The sequence below is a fragment of the Asaia sp. HumB genome (assembly GCF_030263835.1).
Lineage (GTDB): Bacteria > Pseudomonadota > Alphaproteobacteria > Acetobacterales > Acetobacteraceae > Asaia > Asaia bogorensis.
This window is the reverse complement of sequence record NZ_JARPML010000002.1, coordinates 373,564-398,052: the sequence shown is the minus strand read 5'-3', so window position 1 is coordinate 398,052 and position 24,489 is coordinate 373,564. Positions and strand designations below refer to the sequence as shown.

The following is a 24,489-nucleotide window of genomic DNA, read 5'->3' as shown; positions in this document are numbered from 1 at the left end:
TCTCCGGTTTGTCGTTACGCGAAGCAACCTTCCCTAACCAAAACGTCACGCACCGTGTCCATTTCAACATCACGCGTCGTGAACGCCTGGCCGATCCCGCGAATCAGCACGAAGGAGAGGCGTCCATCGCGCACCTTCTTGTCGCGTGCCATTGAGGCGATCAGTTCGCTGGCGCTGAGCGTCTCATCGAACCAGTCGAGACCGGCGGGCATGCCAAGGCCACGCAGATGGGTGTCGATGCGTTCCAGGTCAGCACGTGGGCACAGGCCGAGGGCGACAGAGAGGGCAGCGGCCAGATGGAGCCCGATCGATACAGCCTCACCATGCAGCAGTCGCCCGTCATAGCGAAAATGGGCCTCAAGAGCGTGGCCGAAGGAGTGACCAAGGTTGAGCAGGGCCCTTCCATCCTGTGCAGCCGTTTCCCTTTCGTCATCCATTACGACTTTCGCCTTGAAGGCGCAGGCACGTTGCACGGCCTCGCCAAGGGCAGCCGGGTCGCCGTCGAGAAGGCCGGCGCCGTGGGCTTCGCACCAGGCAAACAGGGCGGGATCGGCAATAATGCCTGCCTTGACGATCTCGGCATAACCCGCGACGCGCTCACGGCGTGACAGCGTCGCCAGTGCCGAACTGTCTGCCAGAACGATGCGCGGCTGGTAGAAGGCCCCGACAAGATTTTTGCCAGCGCGGGCATTGAGGCCCGTCTTGCCCCCTACCGAGCTGTCGACCTGAGAGAGCAATGTTGTCGGGATCTGGACGAAAGGAACGCCACGCAGGACGCTGGACGCCACGAAGCCGGAAAGATCGCCCACGACGCCACCGCCAAGGCCAATGACCGTTGTATGGCGTTCCATCCCGTGGTCCAGAATGTCGTTGATCAGCGCGGCATAACGGGTGAGCGATTTCGACTCCTCACCCACCGGAACGACGAAAGGGGTGGCGTCGATACCGGTCTCGCCCAGTGCACCAAGCAGGCGCGGGAGGTGGAGCTTCGCCACGGTTTCATCGGTGATCACCACCGCACGCTTCTGGGGCAGGATGGGCGCCAGATAGGCCCCGGCACGGCTGATCAGGTCGGACCCGATCAGAACCTCGTAATGATGCGACTCAAGCGTTACGGGTACCCGAAGCGGGTGGGCATAGGAATCGAGCGCCTCGATAATGCGCTGAGCACCATGATCGATGCTGTCATCTCCACAATCCACGACGATATCTGCCTCTGCATAAATGGGGTGGCGCTGCGCCTGAAGCGCCGCAAGCGTTGATTCGACATTGCCCTTGTCGAGCAGGGGGCGACCTGTGCGGCCCGAAACGCGACGCACCAGCACGGGCAGGGGGCAACGTAGCCAGACCGACCGGGCGTGGGCCTTCACCAGACGGCGCGTCTGCGCGTCGATGAAGGCGCCGCCCCCTGTTGCGAGCACCTTGGCAGGCCCCTGCAGCAGGCGCTGGATCACCCGTCTCTCACCATCACGAAATGCCGGCTCGCCATGACGGGCAAAGATCTCCGAAATGGTGCAGCCCGCAGCACGCTCAATCTCAAGATCGGCATCCACGAATTCCAGACCGAGTCGAGCCGCCAGACGGCGGCCGATTGTCGTCTTTCCGGCGCCCATCAGGCCGACGAGAACAATGATCGGGTCAGCAGGGTTCGGGGCAGGGAAGTCCGATCCGGTTGCGGGATCAGGCAGGTCGGGCATCGGTTCGGTTCGATCGGAAAAAAAGGTGGGGCGTGACATTCGGGCAAGGCTAACATACAGGAAAGCGGCTCGCCACCGAGCAGCCCCGGCAGGGCGCGGCCTGTGGCTGAAAATCTTGCCCACACGCCCGTCTCCCAGGAGTTTTTCATGTCCATGCTGAGCTTTCCCCGGATCGCCCTTGCACTCGTTGTCCTGATCGTTCTGGGTCTTGGCGGAGCTTTTCTGAAGCTGGGTATGAACCCGCCGCTGCCCGTACAGACGATGGTGCACAAGGATCTGCCGGGAACGCAGTTCGCCGCGACAACGGCTGATTCCGCACCGGCCATGCCGGGTGCCGCCCCCGCCAAACCCATGCCCGCCATGCCAGAGCCCGTCGCAGCGCCCACGCTCCAGCACTGAGCCAATCCCCCATGTCCGGGGTTGAAGGGCTCCCCCCGGCGGCAGAGGCTTTTCTGGAGATGCTGGCGGCGGAGCGCAATGCGGCCCCGCGCACCCGTCAGGCCTATGCCTCGGACCTTGCGGATTTCATTGCCTTCCTGAAGCGCCAGAATGAGGGTGAGCCTGCGGCTCTGCTCGAGGCAGGGCAGACAAGCATCGCTGCCTATGGTGCCTGGCAGGGGCGTTCGGGGCTTTCATCAAGTACCGCAGCACGACGGCTTTCATGCCTGCGCCAGTTCTTTCGCTTTGTTCAGCGCGAGGGGTGGTCGGATCATGACCCCACGGAAAGCATCCAGATGCCGCGTCTGGAGAAGCCGCTGCCCAAACTCCTGTCGGAGGCGCAGGTGGAGCGTCTGCTCGATGAGGGATGTCATGGCCATGACGATCCGCGGCGCGATCTGGTCAGTCGTACGGCGCTCGAACTGCTCTATACGACCGGTTTGCGTATTTCGGAGTTGCTCTCTCTGCCCGGGCGTCTGTTCAGGCGTGAGTCGGAAATGGTGCTGATAAGGGGGAAAGGCGGGCGCGAGCGGCTCATACCGATTTCCCACGCAGCCCGCGAAGCCGCTCTGGCGCTGCTTCATCACGACCGGGATATCGATAGCCCCTACCTCTTTCCCGGTCGCAACCCGGCGCGTGCCCTGACCCGTCAGGGATTCGACAAGATCCTGCTCCAGGTGGCGCTTAGGGCCGGGATCGATCCCGATCTGGTATCACCCCACGTGCTGAGACACTCCTTCGCAACCCATCTGCTGGAGCGCGGGGCGGATTTACGCGCCTTGCAGATGCTCCTTGGTCACGCAGATATCGCGACGACCCAGATCTATACCCATGTGATGCAGGAGCGGCTGCGGCAGGTGCTTAACCAGCATCACCCGCTTTCGGATGATGCGCCATGATGAAGCGACGGATTGTTGTGGAACATGAACCCGTGCTATCGGCGGGGCATGCGTCAGTATCTCGATTTCGAAAAGCCGGTTGCCGAGCTTGAAAACAAGATTGCCGAACTTCGCCAGATGGCCAAGGACGGCGAAGGCATCAACATTGCCGACGAAATCGGCAAATTGTCCGACAAGGCGGAAAAGCAGCTTCGTGCGGCCTATACCAAGCTGACGCCGTGGCAGAAGGTCATGGTCGCGCGCCATGCGCAGCGTCCTCGCGCTCTTGATTACTTCAAGGGGCTGCTTGAGGAATATACGCCGCTTGCCGGTGATCGTCTGGGGCATGATGACCAGGCCATCGTCGGTGGTCTTGCCCGCTTTCGCGGTCAGGCTGTCATGGTGATCGGCACAGAGCGCGGTTTCGACATGGAGTCGCGCCTGCGTCATAATTTCGGCATGCCCAAGCCGGAAGGCTATCGCAAGGCGCAGCGCCTCGTAGAGATGGCTGGCCGCTTTGGCCTGCCGATCCTGACATTCATCGATACGTCAGGCGCATGGCCTGGCATCGATGCTGAAGAGCGTGGTCAGGCGCAGGCTATTGCCCGTTCGACCGATTGCTGTCTCCGTGCACCGGTCCCGCTGATTGCCATCATCATCGGTGAAGGCGGATCGGGCGGGGCTGTTGCCCTTGGCGCCGGTGACCGCGTTCTGATGCTCGAACATTCGATCTATTCGGTCATTGCCCCGGAAGGCGCCGCGTCCATCCTCTGGCGCGACCCCAAGCAGGCGGCTACGGCGGCCGAGGCGCTCAAGCTGACAGCTCAGGATCTTCTCAAGCTGCACCTGATCGATCGTATCATCCCCGAGCCCATCGGCGGGGCGCAGCGTTTCCCGGAAGAAGCGATTGCCGCTGTCGGTGACGCCATTGGCGATGTGCTGGCCGAACTCATCCCCTTCGAGGGAGAGAATCTCGTTGCAAAGCGACGCGAGAAGTTCCTCGCGATGGGGCGTGATACGCTCTGAAGCACCGGTTTACGGACGGGGTCTGACGGCCCCGACCCGGAAGGATGAAGAACCGCCCGGCCAACAGGTCAGGCGGTTTTTTGTGCTTTTCAAGGGGCAGGTTCACCCTCGATCGGCGTCACCCCAAGCGAATCGATCAGTTGACGGACGCGCTCACCGGCTTGCGCCACCTGATCTGAATCGTAGCCCTTGGCGACGAGAGACACGCCTTTTCGCCCGTCTGCACGTTCAAACGGATAGGAGCCAAGGTCGAGCGTAGGGAAATCGTTCTGGATTGCCTCCAGCCCCTCTGCCAATGTCCCCTCACGCAAATCCGCATGCCATGCCACGGAGCATAGAGGGGCCCCGCCTTCGAGGGTTGGGAGCAGGGCGTTGAACATGGATTGCATGATCGAGGGTACGCCCGCCATCACATGGACATTGGCAATCGTAAAACCCGGAGCAATCGAGACGGTGTTCTCGATCGGGACAGCGCCGCGCGGTAGCCAGGCCATCCGCTGCCGCGCCTTGTTGAATTTCTCCTTGCCCAGATAGGATTCCAGCTTCCGGTAGCTTTCCTCGTGAATTTCGAGGGGGACTCCAACGGCCTCCGCGACGCAGGCGGCAGTTATGTCGTCATGGGTCGGGCCGATGCCGCCCGTGGTAAACACATGGTCGAACATGGCGCGACAGGTAGCAACCGTGTCGATGATGCGCCGGGCCTTGTCCGGAATGACGCGAACCTCTTCCAGCGCAATCCCCGAGCGGGCGAGGCCGTTCGCAATGAAGCGGATATTGGCATCCTGCGTGCGGCCAGACAGGATTTCGTTGCCGATGATGAGAAGACAGGCGGTGGGTGGCATGGGGTTTCCCTCTGATCGCCGGGGAATGATAACTTCGTCAACCATACAGGGTGTCCTGACGTTAAATCCCGACACGTCGATCAACTTTGAGTTGATGAACCTGACTATGACCTTTTCGCAGGAGACAGGAAATGAGCGATCTGAACAGCGAACCCTGCGCATCATGCGCTTATGACATCCGCGCCGATCTGGGTGAGGGGCCGGTCTGGATCTCCAGCGAAAACGCCATCTATTTCGTCGATATCAACGGTCGCAAGGTCCATCGGTTCACACCGGGGCTGGGCGAGGCCCATCACTGGGTCGCCCCCGGCAAGGTCGCGTTTCTGCTTCCAGTGGAAGACGGTACCTTTCTGGCAGGGCTGCCTGACGGGCTCTACCGGTTCGACCCTCAGGCCAGCAGCTTCGAGAAGGAACTGGATGTCGAGGCCGACAAGCCCGGCAACCGCCTGAATGATGGCTGCGTGGACCTGCACGGGCGCGGCTGGTTCGGCACAATGGATGATTCGGAAGAAGCGCCGAGCGGCTCTCTCTATTCGGTCCATCATACCGCAGAAGGGTTTGTGCTGCGCCATCACGACACGGGATATACGGTCGCCAATGGCCCCGCAGTCTCGCCCGATGGCAAGCTGCTCTACGCCTGCGATACCCCCAATGGTGTGATCTACCGTTTCGACCTTTCCCCGGATGGGGCCTTGTCGAACAAGCGCATCTTCGTGAACCTGCCTGAGGACAAGGGCTATCCCGACGGCGTTGTGTCAGACAGCGAAGGCAATATCTGGTGTTCGACTTGGAATGGCGCTCATGTGCGTTGCTTCACCCCCGATGGGGTCGAACGCGCCTCCTTTGCAGTGCCCGCCATGAATGTCACCAAGGTCGCGTTTGGTGGTGATGATCGCAAGACGGCCTATGTCACGAGTGCACGTCAGGGCCTCTCCGATGCGGTCCTTGCCCGGTATCCGCAATCGGGAAGTCTCTTCACTTTCCGTGCCGACAAGGCAGGATTGCCGCAGCATCGCATCGCCCTGGTCAAGGCGTACTGAACGCTGCCTGCAGGTCAACCCGCCAGCAGTTCCCTGAGAAGGGGAATCAGGGGACGGTCGGGCGCTGGCATGGGGAAGCGATCCAGTTCATCCACCGGCACCCAGGCCAGTTCCTGTCCCTCACGCGGTACGGGCTGGCGTCGCCAGCGTGTGCAGAGATAGAGCGGCATCAGTAAATGCCGCCCCCCTATGTTTTCGGAGACGAAAGTGAAAGGGGCGATACAGCCCGACGAGATATCGACCCCCAGTTCCTCATCCAGTTCGCGAATCAACGCCTGTTCGGGCGATTCATGGGGTTCGACCTTGCCACCCGGGAATTCCCACAATCCGGCCATCGGTTTGCCGGGCGGCCGACGGGCCAGAAGAACGCGCTGCTCCCGATCGATCAGCACGGCTGCGACGACCAGCAAAACGCGTGGCCCATTACCCTGTGTCACGGGCGTTGCCTTCTCCACTGTGCGATCCAGCCTGTAGGTAAGCACCGGATAGGGTTCCGACCCGCGTGAAATGAAGGGAACACGTGTCGTGCCTGAGCGCACGAAGGCCAGGCGGTCAAGCAGAGCGATCGAAGGCAGGTTATCTTCCGCCACATCTGCCATGATCTTCGTGACCGGAAGTGTCTCGAACGCCCATTCGACCACGCGTCGCACGCAGGCGCTTGCAATGCCTTTCTGCCAGAAAGGGCGCCCCACCCAGTAGCCGATTCTCGCCGTCTGGGTCGATCGATCCATCGACAAGCCAATGCAGCCAACAAGCCTGTCATTGTCGCAAATGGCGAAATGCCAGGCTTTGCCGGCTTCCTGACGCTCGATAGTGCTCGCAATCCATTGATCGGCCAGCTCCCGGGGGTAGGGAAAGGGGAGATGGCTGAGCATGCGCACCACACTCCAGTCATTGACCAGATTGTGCACAGCGGCACCATCGGTCGGCTGAAGCGGGCGCAGACGGTAGGGCGAGACCTCGAGTATCAGACTCATTCGGCGGCCTGAGCCCGATCCGGTTCGGTCAGTGCTTCGGCATCCTGAGTCTGTGTTTCCGGCTGAATGCCCGAACGACGCAACAGGTCGCGCAGGGCGTTGATGACCGGAAAGACTTCCTGATTGCGATCACCGCCAAGCTCGCGCCATGCCTTCTGCTCAAGCTCCACAATCTCGCGGTCCTCGGCGAAGATCCTGTTAGTGAACCCGACAAGGAGCGGCCAGGCGAGCTCGAGCGCTCCCTTGAGCTTGGGACGTCGAATCGAGAGCAGGCCGAATACGCGGCATGTAAGATGCTCGGCGTCCTGCGGCACATAGACGATCCAGAGATCCATCACGGGTGGTTCGTCGCCCGTACGGATGTGCAGTGTCTGATAGGGATAGACAGTGCGGATGGTCATGACGTCGCGATGCGCGAATTTCGCGCTGGCATCACGACGCTCTCCGAAGATCAGCGCCTCGCCCCAGGGCTGCTTTCCACCCACGCGGGCAAAGCTGTAGCGCGCCTCGACCATGCGTGGCTCATCGGCACCGCCAAGATAGCGGGGCTTCATCTTGCCCATCTGCTTCGAGTGCATGAACTGATGGTTCATATCCATCAGGTTCTCATGCATGAAGCTGTAATGGCAGTTCACATGCTCGCCGAAACGGCGGGTCTTGTAGGCTGGGTCGGCAACGGAGCCGAGCTGCGGGAAGGGGGTCGTTTCCGCCTTGGCCGGATCACCGGGGAAGATGAAGATCAGCCCCTCGACCTCACGGCATGGATAGGTGCGAACGCCATTGGGGAGTTTACCCTTGCCCAGATAGGGCACATCGATGCAGCGCCCCGAGCGGCCATAGGCCCAGCCATGATAGCAGCACTGGACAGCCTCGCCTTCGACACGTCCCTTGCTGAGCGGTACCTGCCTGTGCGCGCAGCGATCCTCCAGAGCGAACACGGTGCCTTCATGCGGGCGCACGAGCGCAATGGGCTGGCCGGCAAAACGTGTCGCAATGGTTTTTCCTTTGCGCAGTTCACGCGACCACGCGACAGGGTACCAGTAATCGGGATCACACTTGACCCGGCGCAGATCAACCACGTCGCTTCCCAGCCTCATGGCGTCTGAACAGCGCTGCCCTGATCTGGCGTTCTCGGATGTGTCGTTAATGAGGCTTTCCGTCATCGGTATCCCTGTCTTGACCGCCTCATGGCCAGGCCTGGCGATGAGCTGGCGGCCCTGAGCGTGGCTCTGAAATCCTTGCAACCCTGTGCAGGAGCGAAGTTTAGCAGGCTTGCGGCCAGAGGGAACAGCACCTTTGCGTCACGAATGTTCACTGGGGAACTTATGGTCGTGAAATGCAGAACGGGCGACAGATAATTGCTGAAACTGGCCGGTTTGTGCTGGCTATCTGCGACAAACTGTGTTTTTTTTGTCTCATTCGATCCGCTAACGAAAGAAAATTCCATTTCGAAGTTGTAACGAGTTTTCGATGCTGCCTAGACTGATCCTGGTTCACGATCCCATGGAGAGACAGCTCGAACGATGTTTACAAAGCGAAGAATACTGGCGGCGGCGACCCTTCTCTCCTTCCCATTCGGGTTCAGCTACGCTCAGGCGGCTACGCAGCCTGCCGAGCAGACCGCGCCAAAGGTAAAAAAGAGCGGCGTCGTTCACCAAAGAACGTCAATCGGCTCGGATCAGCCCCTTCACTCCGTTCCCAAGATCCGCACCCGCAAGGCACGTGATGCGAGCGGCGATAGCGGTGAGTCCGTCATCGTGACGGGTACCCATGCCTTCAATCGCAAGGCCCGCGACAGCGCCGTGCCAGTCACCGTGGTCTCCGCCGCCACCCTGCGCCGCTCGGGCCAGCTCAACCTGGCAGATGCCATTACGCGCGTTGATCCCTCCATCACGGTCACGGCCAACGGTGCCGATGCCGGTGCGCTGACCTCGGCGATCCGTATGCGTGGCCTGAACCCGAACGAGGTTCTGGTGCTGGTCGATGGCAAGCGCCGTAACACGACCGCCAATATCTATGCCGATGCGGGCCCGCAGCAGGGTTCGACCCCGGTCGATCTGAACATGATCCCGGCGGGCGCGATCGATCACATCGAAATCCTGCGTGATGGCGCAGCCGCCCTTTACGGCTCCGATGCTATCGCAGGTGTCGTGAACATCATCACCAAGAAGACCAGTCATGGCATCAACACTGTCGCGCAGACGGGTGCCAATGCCTATAACGGCACCGGATGGCAGTATCTGATTGGTGCCGATGGTGGTCTCAAATGGGGCAATGACGGTTTCGTCCACCTGAGCGGTCAGGTCTATCACACCGATCACTGGGTCTCGAAGCTCAAGAGCACCGACGACCATCGCTGGACGACCAGCTCGAGCTGGCCCGCCAACTCCAACAACATTCTCTCCAATCCGGAAGAAACACGCGAAAATCTCTCCATCGAATGGGGCAAGGGTATCACGGAAGGTATCGAGACCTATGGTCTGATCACCTATGCCCATCGCCATTCCGAGGCTTACGAGAACTATCGTGTGCCCACCGTGGCACCGAGCGCCTATCCTTATGGCTTCTCACCGCTGGAGACGATCGAGGAGAACGACTTCCAAGCCAATCTGGGCCTCAAGGGTGATAATCTGTTCGGCTTCAGCTGGGATCTGAGCACGCTGTACGGGCAGGATGACGACGATATCGGAAACAAGAACACCTTCAACCCGAATTACTACAAGGCCTATGGGTTCTCGCCCACCACGGTGCGCGCCCAGAGCTATTCTCTTGCCCAGTGGACCAGCAACTTCGATGCCCGTCGCAACTTCCGTATCGCGGATGTCGTGCCGATGACGCTGGCCTTCGGAGCCGAGCATCGCCTGGAAATGTATACGATCAAGGCGGGCGAGCCGGCTTCGTATGAGCTTGGCGGCACACAGGGCTTTGCCGGTCTGACGCCGCAGAACGCCGGCAAGTGGCAGCGCAATATCTGGGCGGGTTATCTGGATGGCGACTTCCATCCGCTGCCGCACTGGGACCTCGATTTTGCCGGCCGCTTCGAGCACTACACCGATGTCGGGAATACCGAGAACGGCAAGGTCACGACGCGCTACGACATCACCAGCAAGCTCGCAATCCGCGGCACGATCAGCAACGGCTTTCGTGCGCCGACCATGCCCGAGCAGTATTATTCGGCGCTTAACGTTTCGCCGACTGGGGCTTCGGGTTTGCTCCAGACTGTTGGAGCGGCAGGCAAGTCAATCGGTGCGCAGCGTCTCAAGCCGGAGCGGTCGACCAGTGCGGAGGGTGGCATTATCGCCGAGCCGCTCAAGGACTGGCACATGTCCGTCGACGTCTACCAGATCAATATCCGTGACCGCATTATCGGCTCGGCCACGGTCAATGGCCAGACAGCGCTCGACGCAATCTCGCTGACAGGCGTGAACATTCCGAGCGGGATTGCGGATCTAAGCAATGTGACGGCCAATTACTTTGCCAACGTGGCCAGCACGCGCACGCAGGGTCTCGATCTGCAAACCGATTATCTGTTGCGTCTGCACCGCTACGGCACGCTTAACCTGAGCGCGATGCTCAACCTCAACCGCACGCGCATCAGCCATATCAACACCAACGCTTTCGGGGAACCCGCAGCCAATGCGCAGACGGTGGGTTATCTCACCACAGGCTCACCGCGCAGCAAGCTGATCCTGAACGCCTACTGGACGTATCATCAGTGGGACGTGAACCTGCGCCAGACCCGCTATGGCGAGACCAAGTCGCTGCTGACCTATGAGGATTTGGCACCAGCGGCGATCAAGTACTCCAATACCCAGTGGGCAGAATTCAAGAACACCCCGGCTTGGCTGACAGATATCGAAGTCGGTTATCGCTTCACCGAGCACTGGCATCTCGCTATCGGCGCGAACAATATCTTCAATCAGCGCCCGCGCCACGTGAACCCGATCAACAACTATCTGGGGCCGAAGGTCTACGACACCGACTCCTCCGGTATCCCGATCTATGGCGCCTATTACTACGGTCGCCTGAACGCGACGTTCTGATCGTTCTGCCATCCATGCAGGGACCAGCCAGAGGGTCCCTGCCAACGCTTCCCTCCGGGTAAGCTTTCCAGGTCGGGCCGGTGCATAACCGGCCCGGCTTTTTTCATCCCAGCGTTGCGCTGAGATGGTCGATGAACTGGGCGGCAACGCGGCCGGAGCGGCCCCCACGTTCCATAGCCCATTCCAAAGCGTGCCGATGCAGCGCCTCGGTCGAAATGGCGAGTCTGCGGTGGGCTGCATAGCCGTCAACAATCGCGAGATAGGTTTCCTGGTTGCAGCCATGCACCCCGATCCACAGTCCGAAGCGGTCTGACAGGGAGACTTTTTCCTCGACGGCTTCTTGCGGGTTGATGGCGCTGCCGCTCTCGTTTTCCATCATGTCGCGCGGCATGAGATGGCGACGATTGGACGTGGCATAGAACAGCACGTTCTCGGGGCGGCCCATGATGCCGCCATCCAGGACCGACTTCAGCGATTTGTAATCGGCATCCTGTGTCTCGAAGGAGAGGTCATCGCAAAACAGGATGCAGCGCCGGGGCTGGGCGCGCAGGATATCGAGCAGTCGGGGGAGGGTGGAGAGATCGTCGCGCTGGATCTCGATCAGGACAAGGGCATGGGGCCGCTCGCGATTGGCCTCGGCAAAGCACGCCTTGACCAGCGAGGATTTCCCCATACCCCGCGCACCCCAGAGCATGACATTATTGCCTGTGCGACCCTGTGCGAAATGGCGCGTGTTTTCCAGAACCAGCCGGGTCTGGCGATCAATCCCGCGCAGCAGAGAGAGATCGACCCCGTGGACCTGCGCGACGGGTCGCAGGCTTGCGGACGCCCCCTGCCACATGAAGGCGTCGCCTGTCTCGAGCGTGGTGGCGCTGGCCGGTGCGGGTGACAGGCGTTCCAGAGCCGATGCAATACGCTCGAGTTTTTCGAGCAGAACGGGGTCCATAGGTTTCTCCCTTGTTCCAAAGCCGTGCTTGACGTGCAGGCGCGGTCAATTATGGTCCGGCTGCAATCCGGTCCGTCCCATGACGTGTCCGGTCCCTGACTATCGACATATGGAAGAAACGCATGCTCGCCAACAGCGGGATTATCTCATTCCTCCCGATGATCCTCGTGTTCGTCGTGTTCTATTTCGTGCTCATCCGTCCCCAGCAGGCACGTCAGAAGGAACTCAAGGCACAGCTCAATGCGCTGCGTCGTGGTGACCGTATTGTGACCAGTGGCGGCATCATCGGCGTGGTTCAGCTTGCCCGCGAGGGGACCAAGGAAATCGAAATCGAGATCGCGCCCGGCGTGAAGATCCAGCTGATGCGCGAAAATGTCTCGCAGGTTCTGACCAGCACGGCCAAGCCGGCGAATGACGGTGGCAAGCCCGCCAAGTAAGGCGCAGCGGTCCGTACAGATCGAAAAAGGCCGGCCCCGCAAGGGAGCCGGCCTTTTTCATGGGATAACGTCTTGTGCTGCCCCGTAGATAGTCCCCAGGGACAATCCTCAGGGCAGTCCGGAACGATATCAGGCAGAGAGCAGCTCTGCCTCGGCAAACTCGTAATTGGCAAGCTTGTCGAGATAGTTGGTGATGTAGTCAGGGCGACGGTTGCGGAAGTCCAGATAATAGGCGTGTTCCCACACATCCAGACCCAGCAGGGCGCGACCCTGGCCTTCGGCCAGCGGGTTCGAGCCATTGGCTGTCTTGGTCACGGCAAGCTTGCCATCATTGCCAAGAACCAGCCACGCCCAGCCCGAGCCAAACTGCGAGATGGCTGCCTGCTTGAAGGCGGCCTTGAACGCGTCGAGACCACCGAGATCGGACTCGATCTTCGCAGCCAGCTTGGAGGGAACCTGACCGCCATTCGGCGCAAGGTTCTTCCAGAACAGGATATGATTCCAGTGCTGGCCCGCGTTGTTGAATACGGGAGCCTGTGCGGCATCACCCTTCACGGCGAGGATGATTTCCTCAAGGCTCTTGCCCTGAAGCTCTGGCTTGGCTTCGACAAAGCCGTTGAGCGCCGTGACATAAGACTGATGATGCTTGCCATGATGCAGCTCAAGCGTTTCCTGGCACATGCCAGAGGCGGCGAGCGCACCGGACGAGTAGGGAAGGGACGGCAGTTCGAAAGCCATGGTCGCGTCTCCTGGACTGTCATGGTGAGGGCCAGACGGGCTGTCTGGCCACAGAAGGCAGCTATGGTGCGCAACCGGTTTCGTCAACCCGTTGCGGCACCGGTTCGTGTCGCGCTGATCTATCAGCTGTCGTGCTTGACGACGCTCTTTTCGATCGCGCCGAGCAGGGCAGAGTAATCGTCGTTGGCATGGCGCTTGCCCGAGAGGGCCAAGGCCTGGTCTGCCACAGCAATGGCAGGGCAGAAGCTGTGCGTCGTTCTAGCCGCACTGATGAGCAATCCCATATCCTTGGACATGAGGCGGGTGGGGAATTGCGGCGAAAAATCGCCCTGCTGTGCAGCGCCGAGCTTGCGCTTGTGATGCGGCGAAATGACGGCCACCTGAGAGAGCGCTTCATACAGCATGTCACGGTTCAGGCCGCTATCGAGACCATAACCCACAGCTTCGGCAATCACGTTGAGCGTTGCGCCCATGATGCCGTTGATGACGAGCTTTAGGCGTGTGCCTGCTCCGACATCTCCGGCATGAATGGTGAGCTTGCCGATGGCGTCCAGCACGGGCGCGGCGGCGGCAAGATCCTGTTCAGATGCCCCCACCAGCATGACGAGTTCGCCCTTTTCGGCTTCGGGGGTGCTGCCCGACATGGGGGCGTCCACGAAGCGTAGTCCCTGCTTCTCAGCAAGTTGATGCAGCCTATCGGTCGCTTCGGGGGAGATCGTGCTGCAATTGATCACCAATGTGTTCGAACGGGCACCGGTTAGAAACCCGTCCTCGCCTTCTGCCGAAGCAAAGATGGCCGCGTCATTGGGGACGCACAGAATCAGGATGTCGGCCTTCTCTGCAAGTCTGCGCGCCGACGCCTCAACCGGGGTTTCCTCGTCCTGCTTGCGACCCGATGGCGTATAGGCACAAACCCCATATCCCGCTTTGCGAAGATTGCGTCCCATCAGCGAGCCCATCGCGCCGTAGCCGATAAAGCCGATTGTGCCTGAATTGCGCTGGTTCATGATGAAGCTCCTTCAATGCCTGCTGCCGGGGGTTAATGCAAGCTGCCTGTCAGGGTTGCGCCGCCCGGTGCACTCGCCATCGCGGCATCCGGCCCCTTGAGGATCCTTGGGCCGCGCTAGATGACTGACACGAAAACAGTCAAAGCGACGCCTGGGTCGCGCTCATTGCGGTCAGCTGTGCGAGGGAAGAAGCGATTGTGTCAATACATATCCCGGTGTGCGACGGGAACCCTGCAAGCAGCAGGCCGTCTGGAAGGACAAGTGCGTCATGGGGTTTGAAAGGGATCTTTGCCCATGGCACGCCATAGGCATCCAGGGTTGAGATATGGGCGGCAACGCCCAGATTGACCACAATGTGCAGCCCCTTAAGACTGGTGACGAGCTGGGAGAGACCCGTATGGGCGTCCTTGCGCATCAGAGAAGCTGGCCGTTTCTGATCCGGCAATCCATGTGTCGATGATCTTCGAGACATGGTAGCAAGCATCTGATTGGGCGCGACAAGATTGTGGAAAACGAGATGCGGTGTCTGACGCGATCGGGGTGCCTGGAGCCTGAGCGCGGCATTAAGTGCTTGCGCAAGCTGTGTGCGTTGCTCGGACGCGATCGCGCCAAGGCTGACGATCAGGATGCACGTTTCCTTCGCATGCGCTGGACTTGCCATGCCTCAGGCTTCCCCTCGTGACGTCCTTCAGTCATCCATATCATGATCGACGGTGACATCCGCTGGATGACGAATAGGGTTGGACCGAGGGCGGGCAGGGGTATCGGCCTGTCGGCGTGTGAACTCGGCCGCAATATCTCCCAGCTCGATGAACTGATCGACCTGTCGACGAAGGTCATCGCCGATCAGTGATGGCGAGGAGCGGAGGGATGAGACCGCAGTCACACGAACGCCCCGTCTCTGTATGGCTTCCACAGCGCGGCGCAAATCGGCGTCTCCGCTGAAGATAACGGCATGATCGATCTTGTCGGCAAGCTCCAGAAGATCCACCGCCAGCTCGACATCCATATTGCCCTTGAGGCGGCGGCGGCCGGATTGATCGGTGAATTCGCGCGCTGTCTTCGTGACCAGCATGTAACCATTATAGGCAAGCCAATCGGTCAGGGGCTTGAGTGGCGAATATTCCTCAGTTTCTGGTATTGCAGCGTAGTAATGGGCGCGCAACAGGCGGGTGCCGGATTTCAGATAGCGCAGAAGCCTGCGATAATCGACTTCAAATCCAAGAGTTTTCGCAGTGTAGTACAGGCTCGATCCATCTATAAAAACAGCAGTTTTCTCGTTCTTGTCGAGCATGTCTGATCCGTATTAGAAATATGTCACGACGGGACTTCGCGACAATCAGTTGGAATTACCCAGGAAGTTTAACAAATGCGGGGCGGATAAAACAGTGAGCGCTGCATTTCGTAATGGTTAGACTATGTCAGTCTGGTAAACAAAGCGGTTGTTAACTTTGTTTCCCAAAAGGCGAAGGTCAGACTGCGTGTATGGGACAATCGCCGTAAAGATTGTGCCGACCCACCGGCTATGCTATTTTGCACAATTCACGTCGATCCGCGGAAATTGGTTGGGAAGAGTTTTATGGCACGCGTTACCGTTGAAGACTGCATCGAAAAGGTTCCGAACCGCTTCGAGCTCGTTCTCCTTGCTGCACAGCGCGCTCGTGGTTTGTCGCGTGGCGAAGAGATGACCCTCGATCGTGACAATGACAAGAACCCTGTCGTGGCTCTGCGCGAAATCGCGGAAGACAAGGTCAATCTCGGCACGCTCAAGGATGGTATCGTGCGCTCCCTGGCCCGTGCACCCGAGCCTGAGCCTGTCGATGAAGAGGTGATGGACCTCATCCCGACCGATCAGAACATTTTTGGCCTGCAGGATGTCTCTTCTGAAGAAGAGCACGCGCACATGGCCGAAACCATGTCCACAGCCGAGCTCGAGGCGTCGTTCGAGGCAGAGTTCGGAGGACGCGGCCGCCGCTGAGTCCTCTTGCGGTGCCGGGCCGTTCTGTGGTCCGGTAGCGTATTCAACGATCTAGGTTGCGGGAGAGAGTACCGGCATGTCTGACACCCTTCTCTCCGGCGCCGAGCACAGCACGCCAGCGCCTGAAATCCTCGCCGCTGAACCGGCCAACGTGGCGCCTGCCATGCCGTCGATCAGCGGTCTTCTCCGCCGCATTGCCGCTTACGATCCGGAAGCGGACCTCAAGCGCGTGGAAGAAGCTTACGAGGTGGCCGAAAAAGCGCATCGCGAGCAAAAGCGCGACAACGGTGAACCCTATATTATCCACCCCATCGCCGTAGCGAACATCCTTGCGGGTTTTCGCATGGACGTGCCTTCGATCATGGTCGGGCTGCTGCACGATACGGTCGAAGATACCGGGATCACCCCGGCCTTTCTGAAGGATCGCTTCGGTGAGACGGTGGCCAGTCTGGTCGATGGTGTGACCAAGCTGACCCGTCTGGAGTTGCAGTCGGACCGAACGAAACAGGCGGAGAACTTCCGCAAGCTTGTTTTGGCCATGTCGCGCGATATTCGCGTGCTGATCGTCAAGCTTGCCGATCGCCTGCACAACATGCGCACCCTGCATTATGTGCAGAGGCAGGATCGACGCCTGCGCATTGCCCGTGAAACGATGGATATCTATGCGCCGCTGGCCGAGCGCATTGGTATGGACCGCGTCAAGACCGAGCTGCAGAACCTCTCATTCGAACAGCTTGAGCCCGAGGCCGATGCAACAATCCGGGCACGCCTGAACTTCCTGCGAGGTCACGGCGCGGATATCATCGAGCAGATCAAGCATGAACTGAAGGCGCTCTGTGCCGAGGTCGGTCTGCCCCAGATCGACGTGACGGGGCGGGAGAAATCGCCCTATTCCATCTGGGCCAAGATGCAAAAGCGCAATGTCGCGTTCGAGCAGCTTTCCGACATCATGGCATTTCGCGTGATCGTTCCCAGCCGTGACGCCTGTTATGCTGCACTGGGTGCCATCCACGGCGCCTATCCGATGATTGCGGGGCGCTTCAAGGATTACATTTCCACGCCTAAGGCCAATGGCTATCAAAGCCTTCATACGGGCGTGACCCTGCGACAGCCGCGAAACCAGAAGATCGAAGTTCAGATCCGCACGGCGGACATGCACAATTTTGCTGAAAACGGTGTGGCGGCGCACTGGGCCTACAAGGAACGTGACGAGGCGCAGGCGTCCAATAGCGAAGTTGCGGCTCTGGGCCTCAACAAGCTGCGCTGGGTGCAGGATCTGCTTGAGATCCTTGAGGATTCAGAGGCACCTGACGAGTTTCTCGAAAACACAAAGCTCGAACTGTATCAGGATCAGGTTTTCTGTTTCACCCCCAAAGGGCAGCTGATCTCCCTGCCGCGTCGCGCGACGCCCGTTGACTTCGCCTATGCGGTGCATAGCCAGGTTGGTGACGCCTGCGTAGGCGCCAAGATCAACGGCCGCCTGATGCCCCTGCGCCATGAATTGCAGAATGGCGATCAGGTCGAGATCATGACGGCGCGTGGCGGGACGCCTTCGGCGTCCTGGGAGCGGTTCGTCGTTACGGGCAAGGCGCGCGCGCGCATACGCCGCCATGTCGCGTTGCAGCAGCGTCAGGTCAATCTCGATACCGGGCGCACCGCGCTGGCCAAGGCTTTCCGTCAGGAAGGTGTCGATGGCAGCGAGAAAGTGCTGGAATCGTTGCTGCGCGATCTGCGTCAGGCCAGCATCGAAGATCTGTATGTTGCGGTTGGCAATGGTCAGCTCGGGCCGCGTGACGTGGTCAATGCGGCTTATCCGGAATTACGCCAGACCCATCGCGCGCCTCGTATGGTGCCCGGTCTGTCCGGTCGCCTTGGTGGGGGTGTCGGTACGGCGCCGCGCTATGGCGCCAAGAGCGGTTCGATCATCACCGGTATCGGCTCCGGGATTGCGACCCATTTCGCCGGGTGTTGTCATCCGCTGCCGGGTGATCCGATCGTGGGCATCATCGCGCAGGGCAAGGGCGTGACCATCCACCAGCGTGCCTGCCAGAATTTGAGTGCCTTCTCGTCCACGCCTGAGCGGTTCCTTGAAATCGACTGGGATTATGAGGCTCTGGCGCAAGGCGAGCGCGGCGCACCGCATATCGGGCGTGTCAGCGTGATTGCTGCCAATGAGTCGAGCGTTCTGACCACCCTCACGAATACAGCGTCCAAGCATAATGGCAGTGTCGTCAATCTGCGCATTCTGAACCGCCAGCTGGATTTCATGGAAATTCTGGTCGATCTCGAAGTGCGTGACGTGCGGCACCTGTCTGCCATGATTGCAGCGCTGCGCTCGGCGCGGGGTGTCATGCAGGTCGAGCGCGCCCGGAACTGAGCTGCGGGATGATCAGGGGAATTGGCACGGATCTGTGCGATATGCGTCGTATCGCACGCGCTCTTGAGCGTTCAGGGGAAAGATTTCTCGAGCGCAGCTTCACTGCGGCGGAGCGCGCCTATGCGGATACGCGCAAGGGCGATGGCCGTATCGGTATCCTTGCCAAGCGATGGGCGGCCAAAGAAGCATGCGTCAAGGCGTTGGGTACCGGCTTTCGAGACGGTATTGTCCTGACCGATATCGAGACAGGCAATGATGCATCGGGTAAACCCTTCCTGACCCTGAGGGGCGAGGCGGCGCGTTGTCTCGCTGCGCTGGCCCTGCCGGGAGAGCGGGCGGAAGTCCTGCTCAGCCTGAGTGATGAAACACCTTATGCACTGGCCTATGTGATCGTGCAGTCAGTTTCCTGTACTTCGTGATAGCCTGTCGCCAATGCCCCACCACCTGCGCTAGAACCCGGATATGACCGACCAAAATCAGGAGGCACGTGCCTCCAGGAAAAAAGAAGACACCCCCCTTGAGATCGTGCGCTTTGTCGCGATCTGGATTGTCGTATTGCTGGCGATACGAACGGTGGTTCTCGAGCCGTTCAATATTCCCAGCGCGTCCATGATCCCGACCCTGCAGGTGGGCGACTACATTATCGTCACGAAATTCGATTATGGCTGGTCTCGATTCTCCATGCCATTTTCGCCCCATCTCTTTGAGGGGCGCATCTGGGGCGCGTCGCCGCATCGTGGCGATGTGGCAGTGTTCCGCTATACGCAAAATACGTCGGTCGATTATATCAAGCGCATCATCGGTCTGCCGGGTGATCACATCCAGATGCGTGCAGGCGAGCTTTATCTTAACGGCACGCTGGTGCCGCGCCAGTCGCTGGGCGCCTATTCCGTGATGGATGAGAACCGTTATCCGCAGACGGGCATACGCTATCTCGAAACCTTGCCCGGGAGTGCGGGTGCCGCGCCCGTCACGCATCAGATTCTGAAGCAGACGGATGAGGGTGAACAGAACGACACGCGCGAATATGTCGTGCCCGAGGGTTACTTTTTCGCGATGGGCGATAACCGCGACAACAGCGGGGATAGCCGTTTCCAGCGCGATAATGGTGTAGATCTCGGCTATGTGCCGATGGTCAATCTGGTGGGCAAGGCACGCTTCGTGTTCTTCTCGTACGAGGCCGTTCATCCTCTCTGGCAGTTCTGGCAATGGCCCTTCGAGATCCGCTGGAGCCATCTTTTTGCGACCATGCATTGAGGGTGGCTCATGACGACTCATGACGCCATAGCGGAGACGCTCCAGAAGGCCCTTGGCCACCAGTTTGCTGATCAGGGGCTTCTGCGACAGGCGCTCACCCACCGTTCTGCCGTCTCCGCCCGTCAGGGACGGCGCGCGCCACGTCAGGCCGCACGGGTTGCGAGCGCAGCCTCGAACGAGCGGCTGGAATTTATTGGTGATCGTGTGCTCGGTCTGCTGATGGCTGAATGGCTGCTTGAGCAGTTCCCCGATGAGCCCGAAGGGGCGTTGGGGCCGCGCCATGCCTCACTGGTCTCGCGCAATGCTCTTGCCCCGATTGCAGAGAGCATCGGTGTAGCCGAGGCGCTGCATATTGCGGAACATGAGGAGCAGGCCGGGATACGCAGCCTCGCCAATGTTCAGGCCGACGCGATGGAGGCTCTGTTAGGAGCGCTCTATCTCGATGGTGGACTGGAGCCGGCACGACGTTTCGTGCGCGAAAAGTGGGAGGATCTGCTGACCTCGCAGATCACGCCGCCCAAGGACCCCAAGACAACCCTGCAGGAGTTCGTTCTTGCACGGGGGTACCCCTTGCCGGATTACGAAACGCTTTCCATGGAAGGTCCCTCACATGCGCCGCGCTTTACCATCGCGGTTTCTGCTATGGGGGAGAAAGGAGAGGGCGTTGCGGGTAGCAAACGCCAGGCCGAGAGTGAGGCTGCTACTGCCCTGCTTCGGCGATTGAACCGTGGCCGTAAAGGCACGAAGGATAGAAAATGACAACACGTTGTGGTTTCGTCGCCCTGGTCGGGGCTCCGAATGCCGGTAAATCCACCCTGATCAACCGTATGACCGGGACCAAGCTCTCGATCGTTAGCCCCAAGGCCCAGACGACGCGCTTTCGCGTGCTCGGAATCCTGATGCGGCAGACTTCCCAGATTCTGCTGGTTGATACGCCGGGCATCTTCAAGCCAAAGCGTAAGCTTGACCGTGCTATGGTGGCGGCGGCGTGGACGGGGTCACAGGACGCCGATATCTCGCTCCTGCTGATCGATGCCAAGGCTGGCATACGCGAAGAAGCCCAGGCGGTCATTGATACCCTGGCGAAGCAGAAGCGCCGTGTCTGGCTTGTGCTCAACAAGACAGACCTCGTGACCACGCAGCAGCTTCTGCCCCTGACCAAAGCCATTACCGATCAGTTGTCGGTCGAGCATGTGTTCATGCTCAGCGCCCGTTCGGGTGATGGGGTAGACGATCTGCTGGATTATCTCGCAGCTGAACTGCCTGAGGGGCCTTACCTCTATCCGGAGGACGATCTGACCGATCTGCCTGATCGTTTGCTGGCAGCTGAGCTGGTGCGCGAGCAGATTTTCATGCAGACCCATGAGGAAATTCCCTACCAGGCCACGGTCGAGACAGAGAGCTTCAAGGAACGTCCCGATGGCTCGGTGCGCATTGATGCCACGATTTATGTCTCCCGGCCCGGGCACAAGGCCATTCTGATTGGTGAAGGGGGACGCAAGATTCGCAGCATCGGCGAGCGGGCCCGTCTGGATCTGGGCCGGTTGCTTGAACGGCCCTGCCATCTTTTCCTGAACGTGCGTGAGCGCGCGGGCTGGGATGAGGAAAAGGCCAGACTGCGTGCCATCGGGCTGGATGACGCCTGAGAAGTTCTTGTGAGGACAGGCCGCGCCCTATAAGAGAGGCGCGGGCCGTGTTGGGCCCTGATCAGGCCGCTGTGAAAGAGGATGCGATGACCGGAACTTCTGCAGGATACAAGCGCGTTCTTCTCAAGGTTTCGGGCGAAGCCCTCATGGGCAAGGGCTCATTCGGTATCGAGCCGCAGATGGTCGAGGCCATCGCGAACGATGTGGCTTCTGTCTCACGCAGCGGCATCCAGGTCTGTCTGGTGATCGGTGGCGGAAACATCTTCCGTGGTGTGGCCGCCGCAGCGAAGGGCATGGACCGCGCCCAGGGTGATTATGCCGGTATGCTGGCAACCGTCATCAACGCTCTGATGATGCAGAATGCTCTTGAGCGCGCAGGGATCGATACCCGCGTGATGTCCGCCATCCAGATGTCCTCCATTGCCGAGCCCTATATCCGTCGTCGTGCCGTGCGCCACATGGAAAAGGGACGCGTGGTCATCTTTGCTGCCGGTACGGGCAATCCGTTCTTCACGACTGACACAGCGGCAGCACTGCGCGCCAACGAGATGGAATGTGATGTTCTGCTCAAGGGTACGCAGGTCGATGGTGTCTATTCTGCTGACCCGCGTCGTGTGCCGGATGCCGAGCGTTATGATGAATTGTCATACATGGACGTGCTGTCGCGCGATCTGAATGTGATGGACGCAACTGCCATTTCGCTGGCGCGTGAAAACCGACTTCCAATCATTGTTTTCAATATTCATGCCCCCGGTGCGTTTGCGAGTGTCATGCGCGGTGAGGGGCGTTTCACCCGTATCATCGAAACGGCCTGAGCAGGGCCATCTGCCGGGTGTTCCGGGGGATCTCGCGAGGGCTCATGGCCTTCGGGATAACCCGGCAATGCCATACCGCCACTTAAGGGACACTTCCCCGGTCCGGACGCCTGAACCGTATTGAAGGAGAGACCAATGCCTGCCGAACTGAACGATCTGCTTGACGATCTGACGCGCCGTATGGATGGCGCCCTCGAAAGCCTGCGTCGCGATCTGTCTGGCCTGCGCTCGGGCCGCGCCAGCCCGAACCTGCTCGAGCCGGTTCGCGTCGAGGCTTATGGCAGTGAAGTGCCGCTGTCGCAGGTGGGCTCGATTGCCGTTCCCGAAGCACGCATGCTGACGGTCTCGGTCTGGGATCGCGGTCTCGTAGGTGCCGTTGAGCGCGCTATCCGTGATGCCGGTCTTGGCCTCAATCCGGCTGCGGATGGACAGACCGTACGCGTGCCGATTCCCCAACTGACGGAAGAGCGTCGCACCGAGCTGGCCCGCGCTGCCGGGCGCTATGCCGAAAACGGCAAGATAGCCGTGCGCAACGTGCGCCGCGATGGCATGGACCAGATCAAGACGCACGAAAAGAAGAGCGAAATCAGCCAGGACGACATGAAGGTGTGGTCTGATGGCGTGCAGAAGCTGACTGACCAGTACATCAAGAAAGTTGATGATATGCTGGCGGACAAGGAACGCGAGATCAAGCAGGTCTGATTGAAGGCTGTGTCCTCCTCACGCGCACATAATGCTCCGGCTGCAGGGCTGGACCCCGCGACGGTGCCTCGCCACGTGGCCGTCATCATGGATGGTAATGGGCGCTGGGCGCGAGCGCGGGGCAAACCGGTCATGGCCGGGCATCGCGCAGGCGCAGAGGCCGTCAGACGCTGTGTCAGGGCGGCCATCACCGCTGGCGTGCGTTATCTGACGCTTTATGCCTTCTCGTCGGAGAACTGGAATCGTACCAGCGAGGAGGTTTCGGACCTGACGTCGCTTCTGCGTTTCTATCTTCGGCACAAGGTTGCGGAACTACACGAGCAGAATGTCCGGCTCGATTTCATCGGTGACCTGACCCGGTTCGATGCCGGGTTGCGGGCCGAGATTGATCGTGCGCGCACGCTCACAGCGCGAAATACCCGTCTGACCATGATCCTTGCGCTGTCGTATGGCGCACGTCACGACATGCTGAGCGCGGCGAAAAAAATGGCCATCGCCGCCTCGCGTGGCGAAATTGACCTGGATGGCTTGGGCGAGGCTGCTTTCGGCGATTTTCTTCAGACCTCTCCTTTTCCCGATCCGGACTTGATCGTGCGAACCAGTGGCGAGAGGCGGCTGTCCAATTTTCTGCTTTGGGAGTCGGCCTATGCCGAACTCGCGTTTCTGGATGTGATGTGGCCGGATTTTAATGAAGATCATTTCGCTGGCCTCATGAGCGATTTCTCTCGACGCGAGCGCCGCTTCGGCAAACGCCTCGCACCGGATGGCGCCCTGTGAGTCAGCAAAGTGCCGCCCAGCGCTGGTCTGATCTGCGCCTGCGCCTCATTTCAGCAGCTATTATCGTTCCTGTGGCGGTATTCTGTATCCTCATGGGCGGGCTGGCCTATCGAGCCATGATCCTGCTCGTCAGCCTCGGGCTTGTTTATGAGGCTATGGCAATGGCGGGGCTGCGATGGGGGCGCGGTGCCTTGCACTGGCGCGGCTGGCTGCTCCTCGCTTGGCCGTTGGCGGCACTGCTCGCTGCCATGAGGGGCGAGTGGCGCGTTGCATTTGCTCTTGTATTCGCGGCGGGTATTTTCGGCGCTGCCCAGTGGGCCTGCGTTGCTGTGGCAGCGTTGGGGGGGCTCTCCCTCTTCTGGCTGAGAGAGCCTTCGCACGGCGCTGTACTTGTGCTTTTTGTTGTGGTGGTCGTTATCGCCAGTGATAGCGGCGCCTATCTCGCGGGACGTGTTTTCGGCGGGGCAAAGCTCGCGCCGCGCATTTCTCCTGGTAAGACCCGTTCTGGCGCGGTTGGTGGCCTGGTGGCGGCCGGTATAGCGGGCATGACAACAGCGTTTTTCTCTGGTCTCGGCTCACCTCTGGGTGGGCTCCTGTGGGGCATGGTGCTCGGCTGTGCCTCGCAATCCGGCGACCTTGCCGAAAGCGCGGCCAAACGTCGGGTCGGGATCAAGGACTCCGGCAAGCTTATTCCCGGTCACGGCGGTTTGCTTGACAGGTTTGACGGGCTTCTTGCTGCCGCGCCTCTTGCAGCGCTGCTTTCCCTGTGCGTGCCCACACATGTTTTCTGGGATGCCACGCCCCATGATGTGATCGTGGCTTTGACACATTACCTCGTTTCATCTTCTGCTTCATCGCATTGATCTGG

25 protein-coding genes are annotated in these 24,489 nt (G+C 60.1%); 16 read left to right on the top strand and 9 right to left on the bottom strand.

Going from position 1 to position 24,489, the window contains the following annotated elements:
* Positions 1–14: 14 nt before the first annotated feature.
* Positions 15–1,697, bottom strand: coding sequence for a 3-dehydroquinate synthase (gene aroB, locus P5689_RS03125; protein ID WP_285532053.1), 1,683 nt, complete (start codon positions 1,695–1,697; stop codon positions 15–17).
* A 147-nt stretch (positions 1,698–1,844) separates the two neighbouring features.
* Between aroB and P5689_RS03120 the strand changes: the two genes are divergently transcribed.
* Genes P5689_RS03120 through P5689_RS03110 form a run of 3 tightly spaced genes read left to right on the top strand, consistent with a single transcriptional unit; the run spans position 1,845 to position 4,039 of the window.
* A complete protein-coding gene (locus P5689_RS03120; RefSeq protein WP_162993494.1) occupies positions 1,845–2,096 on the top strand; it encodes a hypothetical protein in 252 nt (83 codons plus the stop codon).
* A gap of 11 nt (positions 2,097–2,107) precedes the next feature.
* Positions 2,108–3,034 (top strand): tyrosine recombinase, encoded by a 927-nt coding sequence (locus P5689_RS03115; RefSeq protein WP_285532052.1) that lies wholly within the window; start codon positions 2,108–2,110, stop codon positions 3,032–3,034.
* A gap of 48 nt (positions 3,035–3,082) precedes the next feature.
* Entirely contained in the window at positions 3,083–4,039 is a 957-nt protein-coding gene (locus tag P5689_RS03110) for an acetyl-CoA carboxylase carboxyltransferase subunit alpha (protein ID WP_062164959.1), read from the top strand.
* A gap of 89 nt (positions 4,040–4,128) precedes the next feature.
* Here the strand turns inward: P5689_RS03110 and P5689_RS03105 are convergent, their stop codons facing one another.
* Complete coding sequence (locus P5689_RS03105; protein ID WP_285532051.1) at positions 4,129–4,881, bottom strand: competence/damage-inducible protein A; 753 nt, start codon at positions 4,879–4,881, stop codon at positions 4,129–4,131.
* Between the two features lie 131 nt (positions 4,882–5,012).
* On the opposite strand from P5689_RS03105, the gene P5689_RS03100 reads away from it, so the two are divergent.
* Positions 5,013–5,921, top strand: a complete 909-nt coding sequence (locus P5689_RS03100; protein ID WP_285532050.1) for an SMP-30/gluconolactonase/LRE family protein — start codon at positions 5,013–5,015, stop codon at positions 5,919–5,921.
* Positions 5,922–5,935: 14 nt separating this feature from the next.
* On the opposite strand, the gene P5689_RS03095 is transcribed toward P5689_RS03100, so the two are convergent.
* Together P5689_RS03095 and P5689_RS03090 are read right to left on the bottom strand one after the other, a co-directional pair.
* Entirely contained in the window at positions 5,936–6,898 is a 963-nt protein-coding gene (locus P5689_RS03095) for a bifunctional GNAT family N-acetyltransferase/(deoxy)nucleoside triphosphate pyrophosphohydrolase (protein ID WP_285532049.1), read from the bottom strand.
* Positions 6,895–7,995: an aromatic ring-hydroxylating dioxygenase subunit alpha gene (locus tag P5689_RS03090; protein WP_285533809.1), complete on the bottom strand. Its 1,101-nt coding sequence runs from the start codon at positions 7,993–7,995 to the stop codon at positions 6,895–6,897. Before P5689_RS03090 ends, P5689_RS03095 begins: the two co-directional genes overlap by 4 nt.
* Before the next feature lie 426 nt (positions 7,996–8,421).
* On the opposite strand from P5689_RS03090, the gene P5689_RS03085 reads away from it, so the two are divergent.
* Positions 8,422–10,941, top strand: coding sequence for a TonB-dependent receptor (locus P5689_RS03085; RefSeq protein ID WP_285532048.1), 2,520 nt, complete (start codon positions 8,422–8,424; stop codon positions 10,939–10,941).
* A gap of 103 nt (positions 10,942–11,044) precedes the next feature.
* On the opposite strand, the gene P5689_RS03080 is transcribed toward P5689_RS03085, so the two are convergent.
* Positions 11,045–11,887 carry an ATP-binding protein gene (locus P5689_RS03080; RefSeq protein WP_285532047.1) on the bottom strand — a complete coding sequence of 281 codons (843 nt, stop codon included), beginning with the start codon at positions 11,885–11,887 and terminating at the stop codon, positions 11,045–11,047.
* Between the two features lie 122 nt (positions 11,888–12,009).
* Between P5689_RS03080 and yajC the strand changes: the two genes are divergently transcribed.
* Positions 12,010–12,324: a preprotein translocase subunit YajC gene (gene yajC / locus P5689_RS03075; protein ID WP_023978541.1), complete on the top strand. Its 315-nt coding sequence runs from the start codon at positions 12,010–12,012 to the stop codon at positions 12,322–12,324.
* A gap of 129 nt (positions 12,325–12,453) precedes the next feature.
* Here the strand turns inward: yajC and P5689_RS03070 are convergent, their stop codons facing one another.
* The 4 genes from P5689_RS03070 to P5689_RS03055 form a co-directional block, all read right to left on the bottom strand.
* Positions 12,454–13,062: a superoxide dismutase gene (locus P5689_RS03070; protein ID WP_285532046.1), complete on the bottom strand. Its 609-nt coding sequence runs from the start codon at positions 13,060–13,062 to the stop codon at positions 12,454–12,456.
* Between the two features lie 122 nt (positions 13,063–13,184).
* Positions 13,185–14,069, bottom strand: coding sequence for an NAD(P)-dependent oxidoreductase (locus tag P5689_RS03065; protein WP_285532044.1), 885 nt, complete (start codon positions 14,067–14,069; stop codon positions 13,185–13,187).
* 139 nt (positions 14,070–14,208) lie between these two features.
* Positions 14,209–14,730: a hypothetical protein gene (locus P5689_RS03060; RefSeq protein ID WP_285532043.1), complete on the bottom strand. Its 522-nt coding sequence runs from the start codon at positions 14,728–14,730 to the stop codon at positions 14,209–14,211.
* Between the two features lie 27 nt (positions 14,731–14,757).
* Positions 14,758–15,363 (bottom strand): NYN domain-containing protein, encoded by a 606-nt coding sequence (locus P5689_RS03055; protein ID WP_023978538.1) that lies wholly within the window; start codon positions 15,361–15,363, stop codon positions 14,758–14,760.
* Positions 15,364–15,648: 285 nt separating this feature from the next.
* On the opposite strand from P5689_RS03055, the gene rpoZ reads away from it, so the two are divergent.
* The 10 genes from rpoZ to P5689_RS03005 all read left to right on the top strand — a co-directional run bounded on the left by rpoZ (position 15,649) and on the right by P5689_RS03005 (position 24,484).
* Entirely contained in the window at positions 15,649–16,047 is a 399-nt protein-coding gene (gene rpoZ, locus P5689_RS03050) for a DNA-directed RNA polymerase subunit omega (RefSeq protein WP_023978537.1), read from the top strand.
* A 163-nt stretch (positions 16,048–16,210) separates the two neighbouring features.
* Entirely contained in the window at positions 16,211–18,424 is a 2,214-nt protein-coding gene (locus P5689_RS03045; RefSeq protein WP_051395864.1) for a bifunctional (p)ppGpp synthetase/guanosine-3',5'-bis(diphosphate) 3'-pyrophosphohydrolase, read from the top strand.
* Between the two features lie 8 nt (positions 18,425–18,432).
* Entirely contained in the window at positions 18,433–18,843 is a 411-nt protein-coding gene (acpS, locus tag P5689_RS03040; RefSeq protein ID WP_023978535.1) for a holo-ACP synthase, read from the top strand.
* Between the two features lie 43 nt (positions 18,844–18,886).
* The gene (gene lepB / locus P5689_RS03035) at positions 18,887–19,681 is read left to right on the top strand and encodes a signal peptidase I (RefSeq protein WP_035443895.1); all 795 of its coding nucleotides are present in this window, start codon (positions 18,887–18,889) and stop codon (positions 19,679–19,681) included.
* A 9-nt stretch (positions 19,682–19,690) separates the two neighbouring features.
* Positions 19,691–20,440 (top strand): ribonuclease III, encoded by a 750-nt coding sequence (rnc, locus tag P5689_RS03030; protein ID WP_035443893.1) that lies wholly within the window; start codon positions 19,691–19,693, stop codon positions 20,438–20,440.
* Entirely contained in the window at positions 20,437–21,327 is an 891-nt protein-coding gene (gene era, locus P5689_RS03025) for a GTPase Era (protein WP_035443892.1), read from the top strand. Before rnc ends, era begins: the two co-directional genes overlap by 4 nt.
* Before the next feature lie 86 nt (positions 21,328–21,413).
* A complete protein-coding gene (pyrH, locus tag P5689_RS03020) occupies positions 21,414–22,142 on the top strand; it encodes a UMP kinase (RefSeq protein WP_031240659.1) in 729 nt (242 codons plus the stop codon).
* Between the two features lie 135 nt (positions 22,143–22,277).
* Positions 22,278–22,844 (top strand): ribosome recycling factor, encoded by a 567-nt coding sequence (gene frr, locus P5689_RS03015; protein WP_062164947.1) that lies wholly within the window; start codon positions 22,278–22,280, stop codon positions 22,842–22,844.
* 9 nt (positions 22,845–22,853) lie between these two features.
* Positions 22,854–23,621: a polyprenyl diphosphate synthase gene (gene uppS / locus P5689_RS03010; RefSeq protein WP_035439813.1), complete on the top strand. Its 768-nt coding sequence runs from the start codon at positions 22,854–22,856 to the stop codon at positions 23,619–23,621.
* The gene (locus tag P5689_RS03005; RefSeq protein ID WP_023978529.1) at positions 23,618–24,484 is read left to right on the top strand and encodes a phosphatidate cytidylyltransferase; all 867 of its coding nucleotides are present in this window, start codon (positions 23,618–23,620) and stop codon (positions 24,482–24,484) included. The genes uppS and P5689_RS03005 overlap by 4 nt, the downstream gene beginning before the upstream one ends.
* The last annotated feature ends 5 nt before the right edge of the window (positions 24,485–24,489 follow it).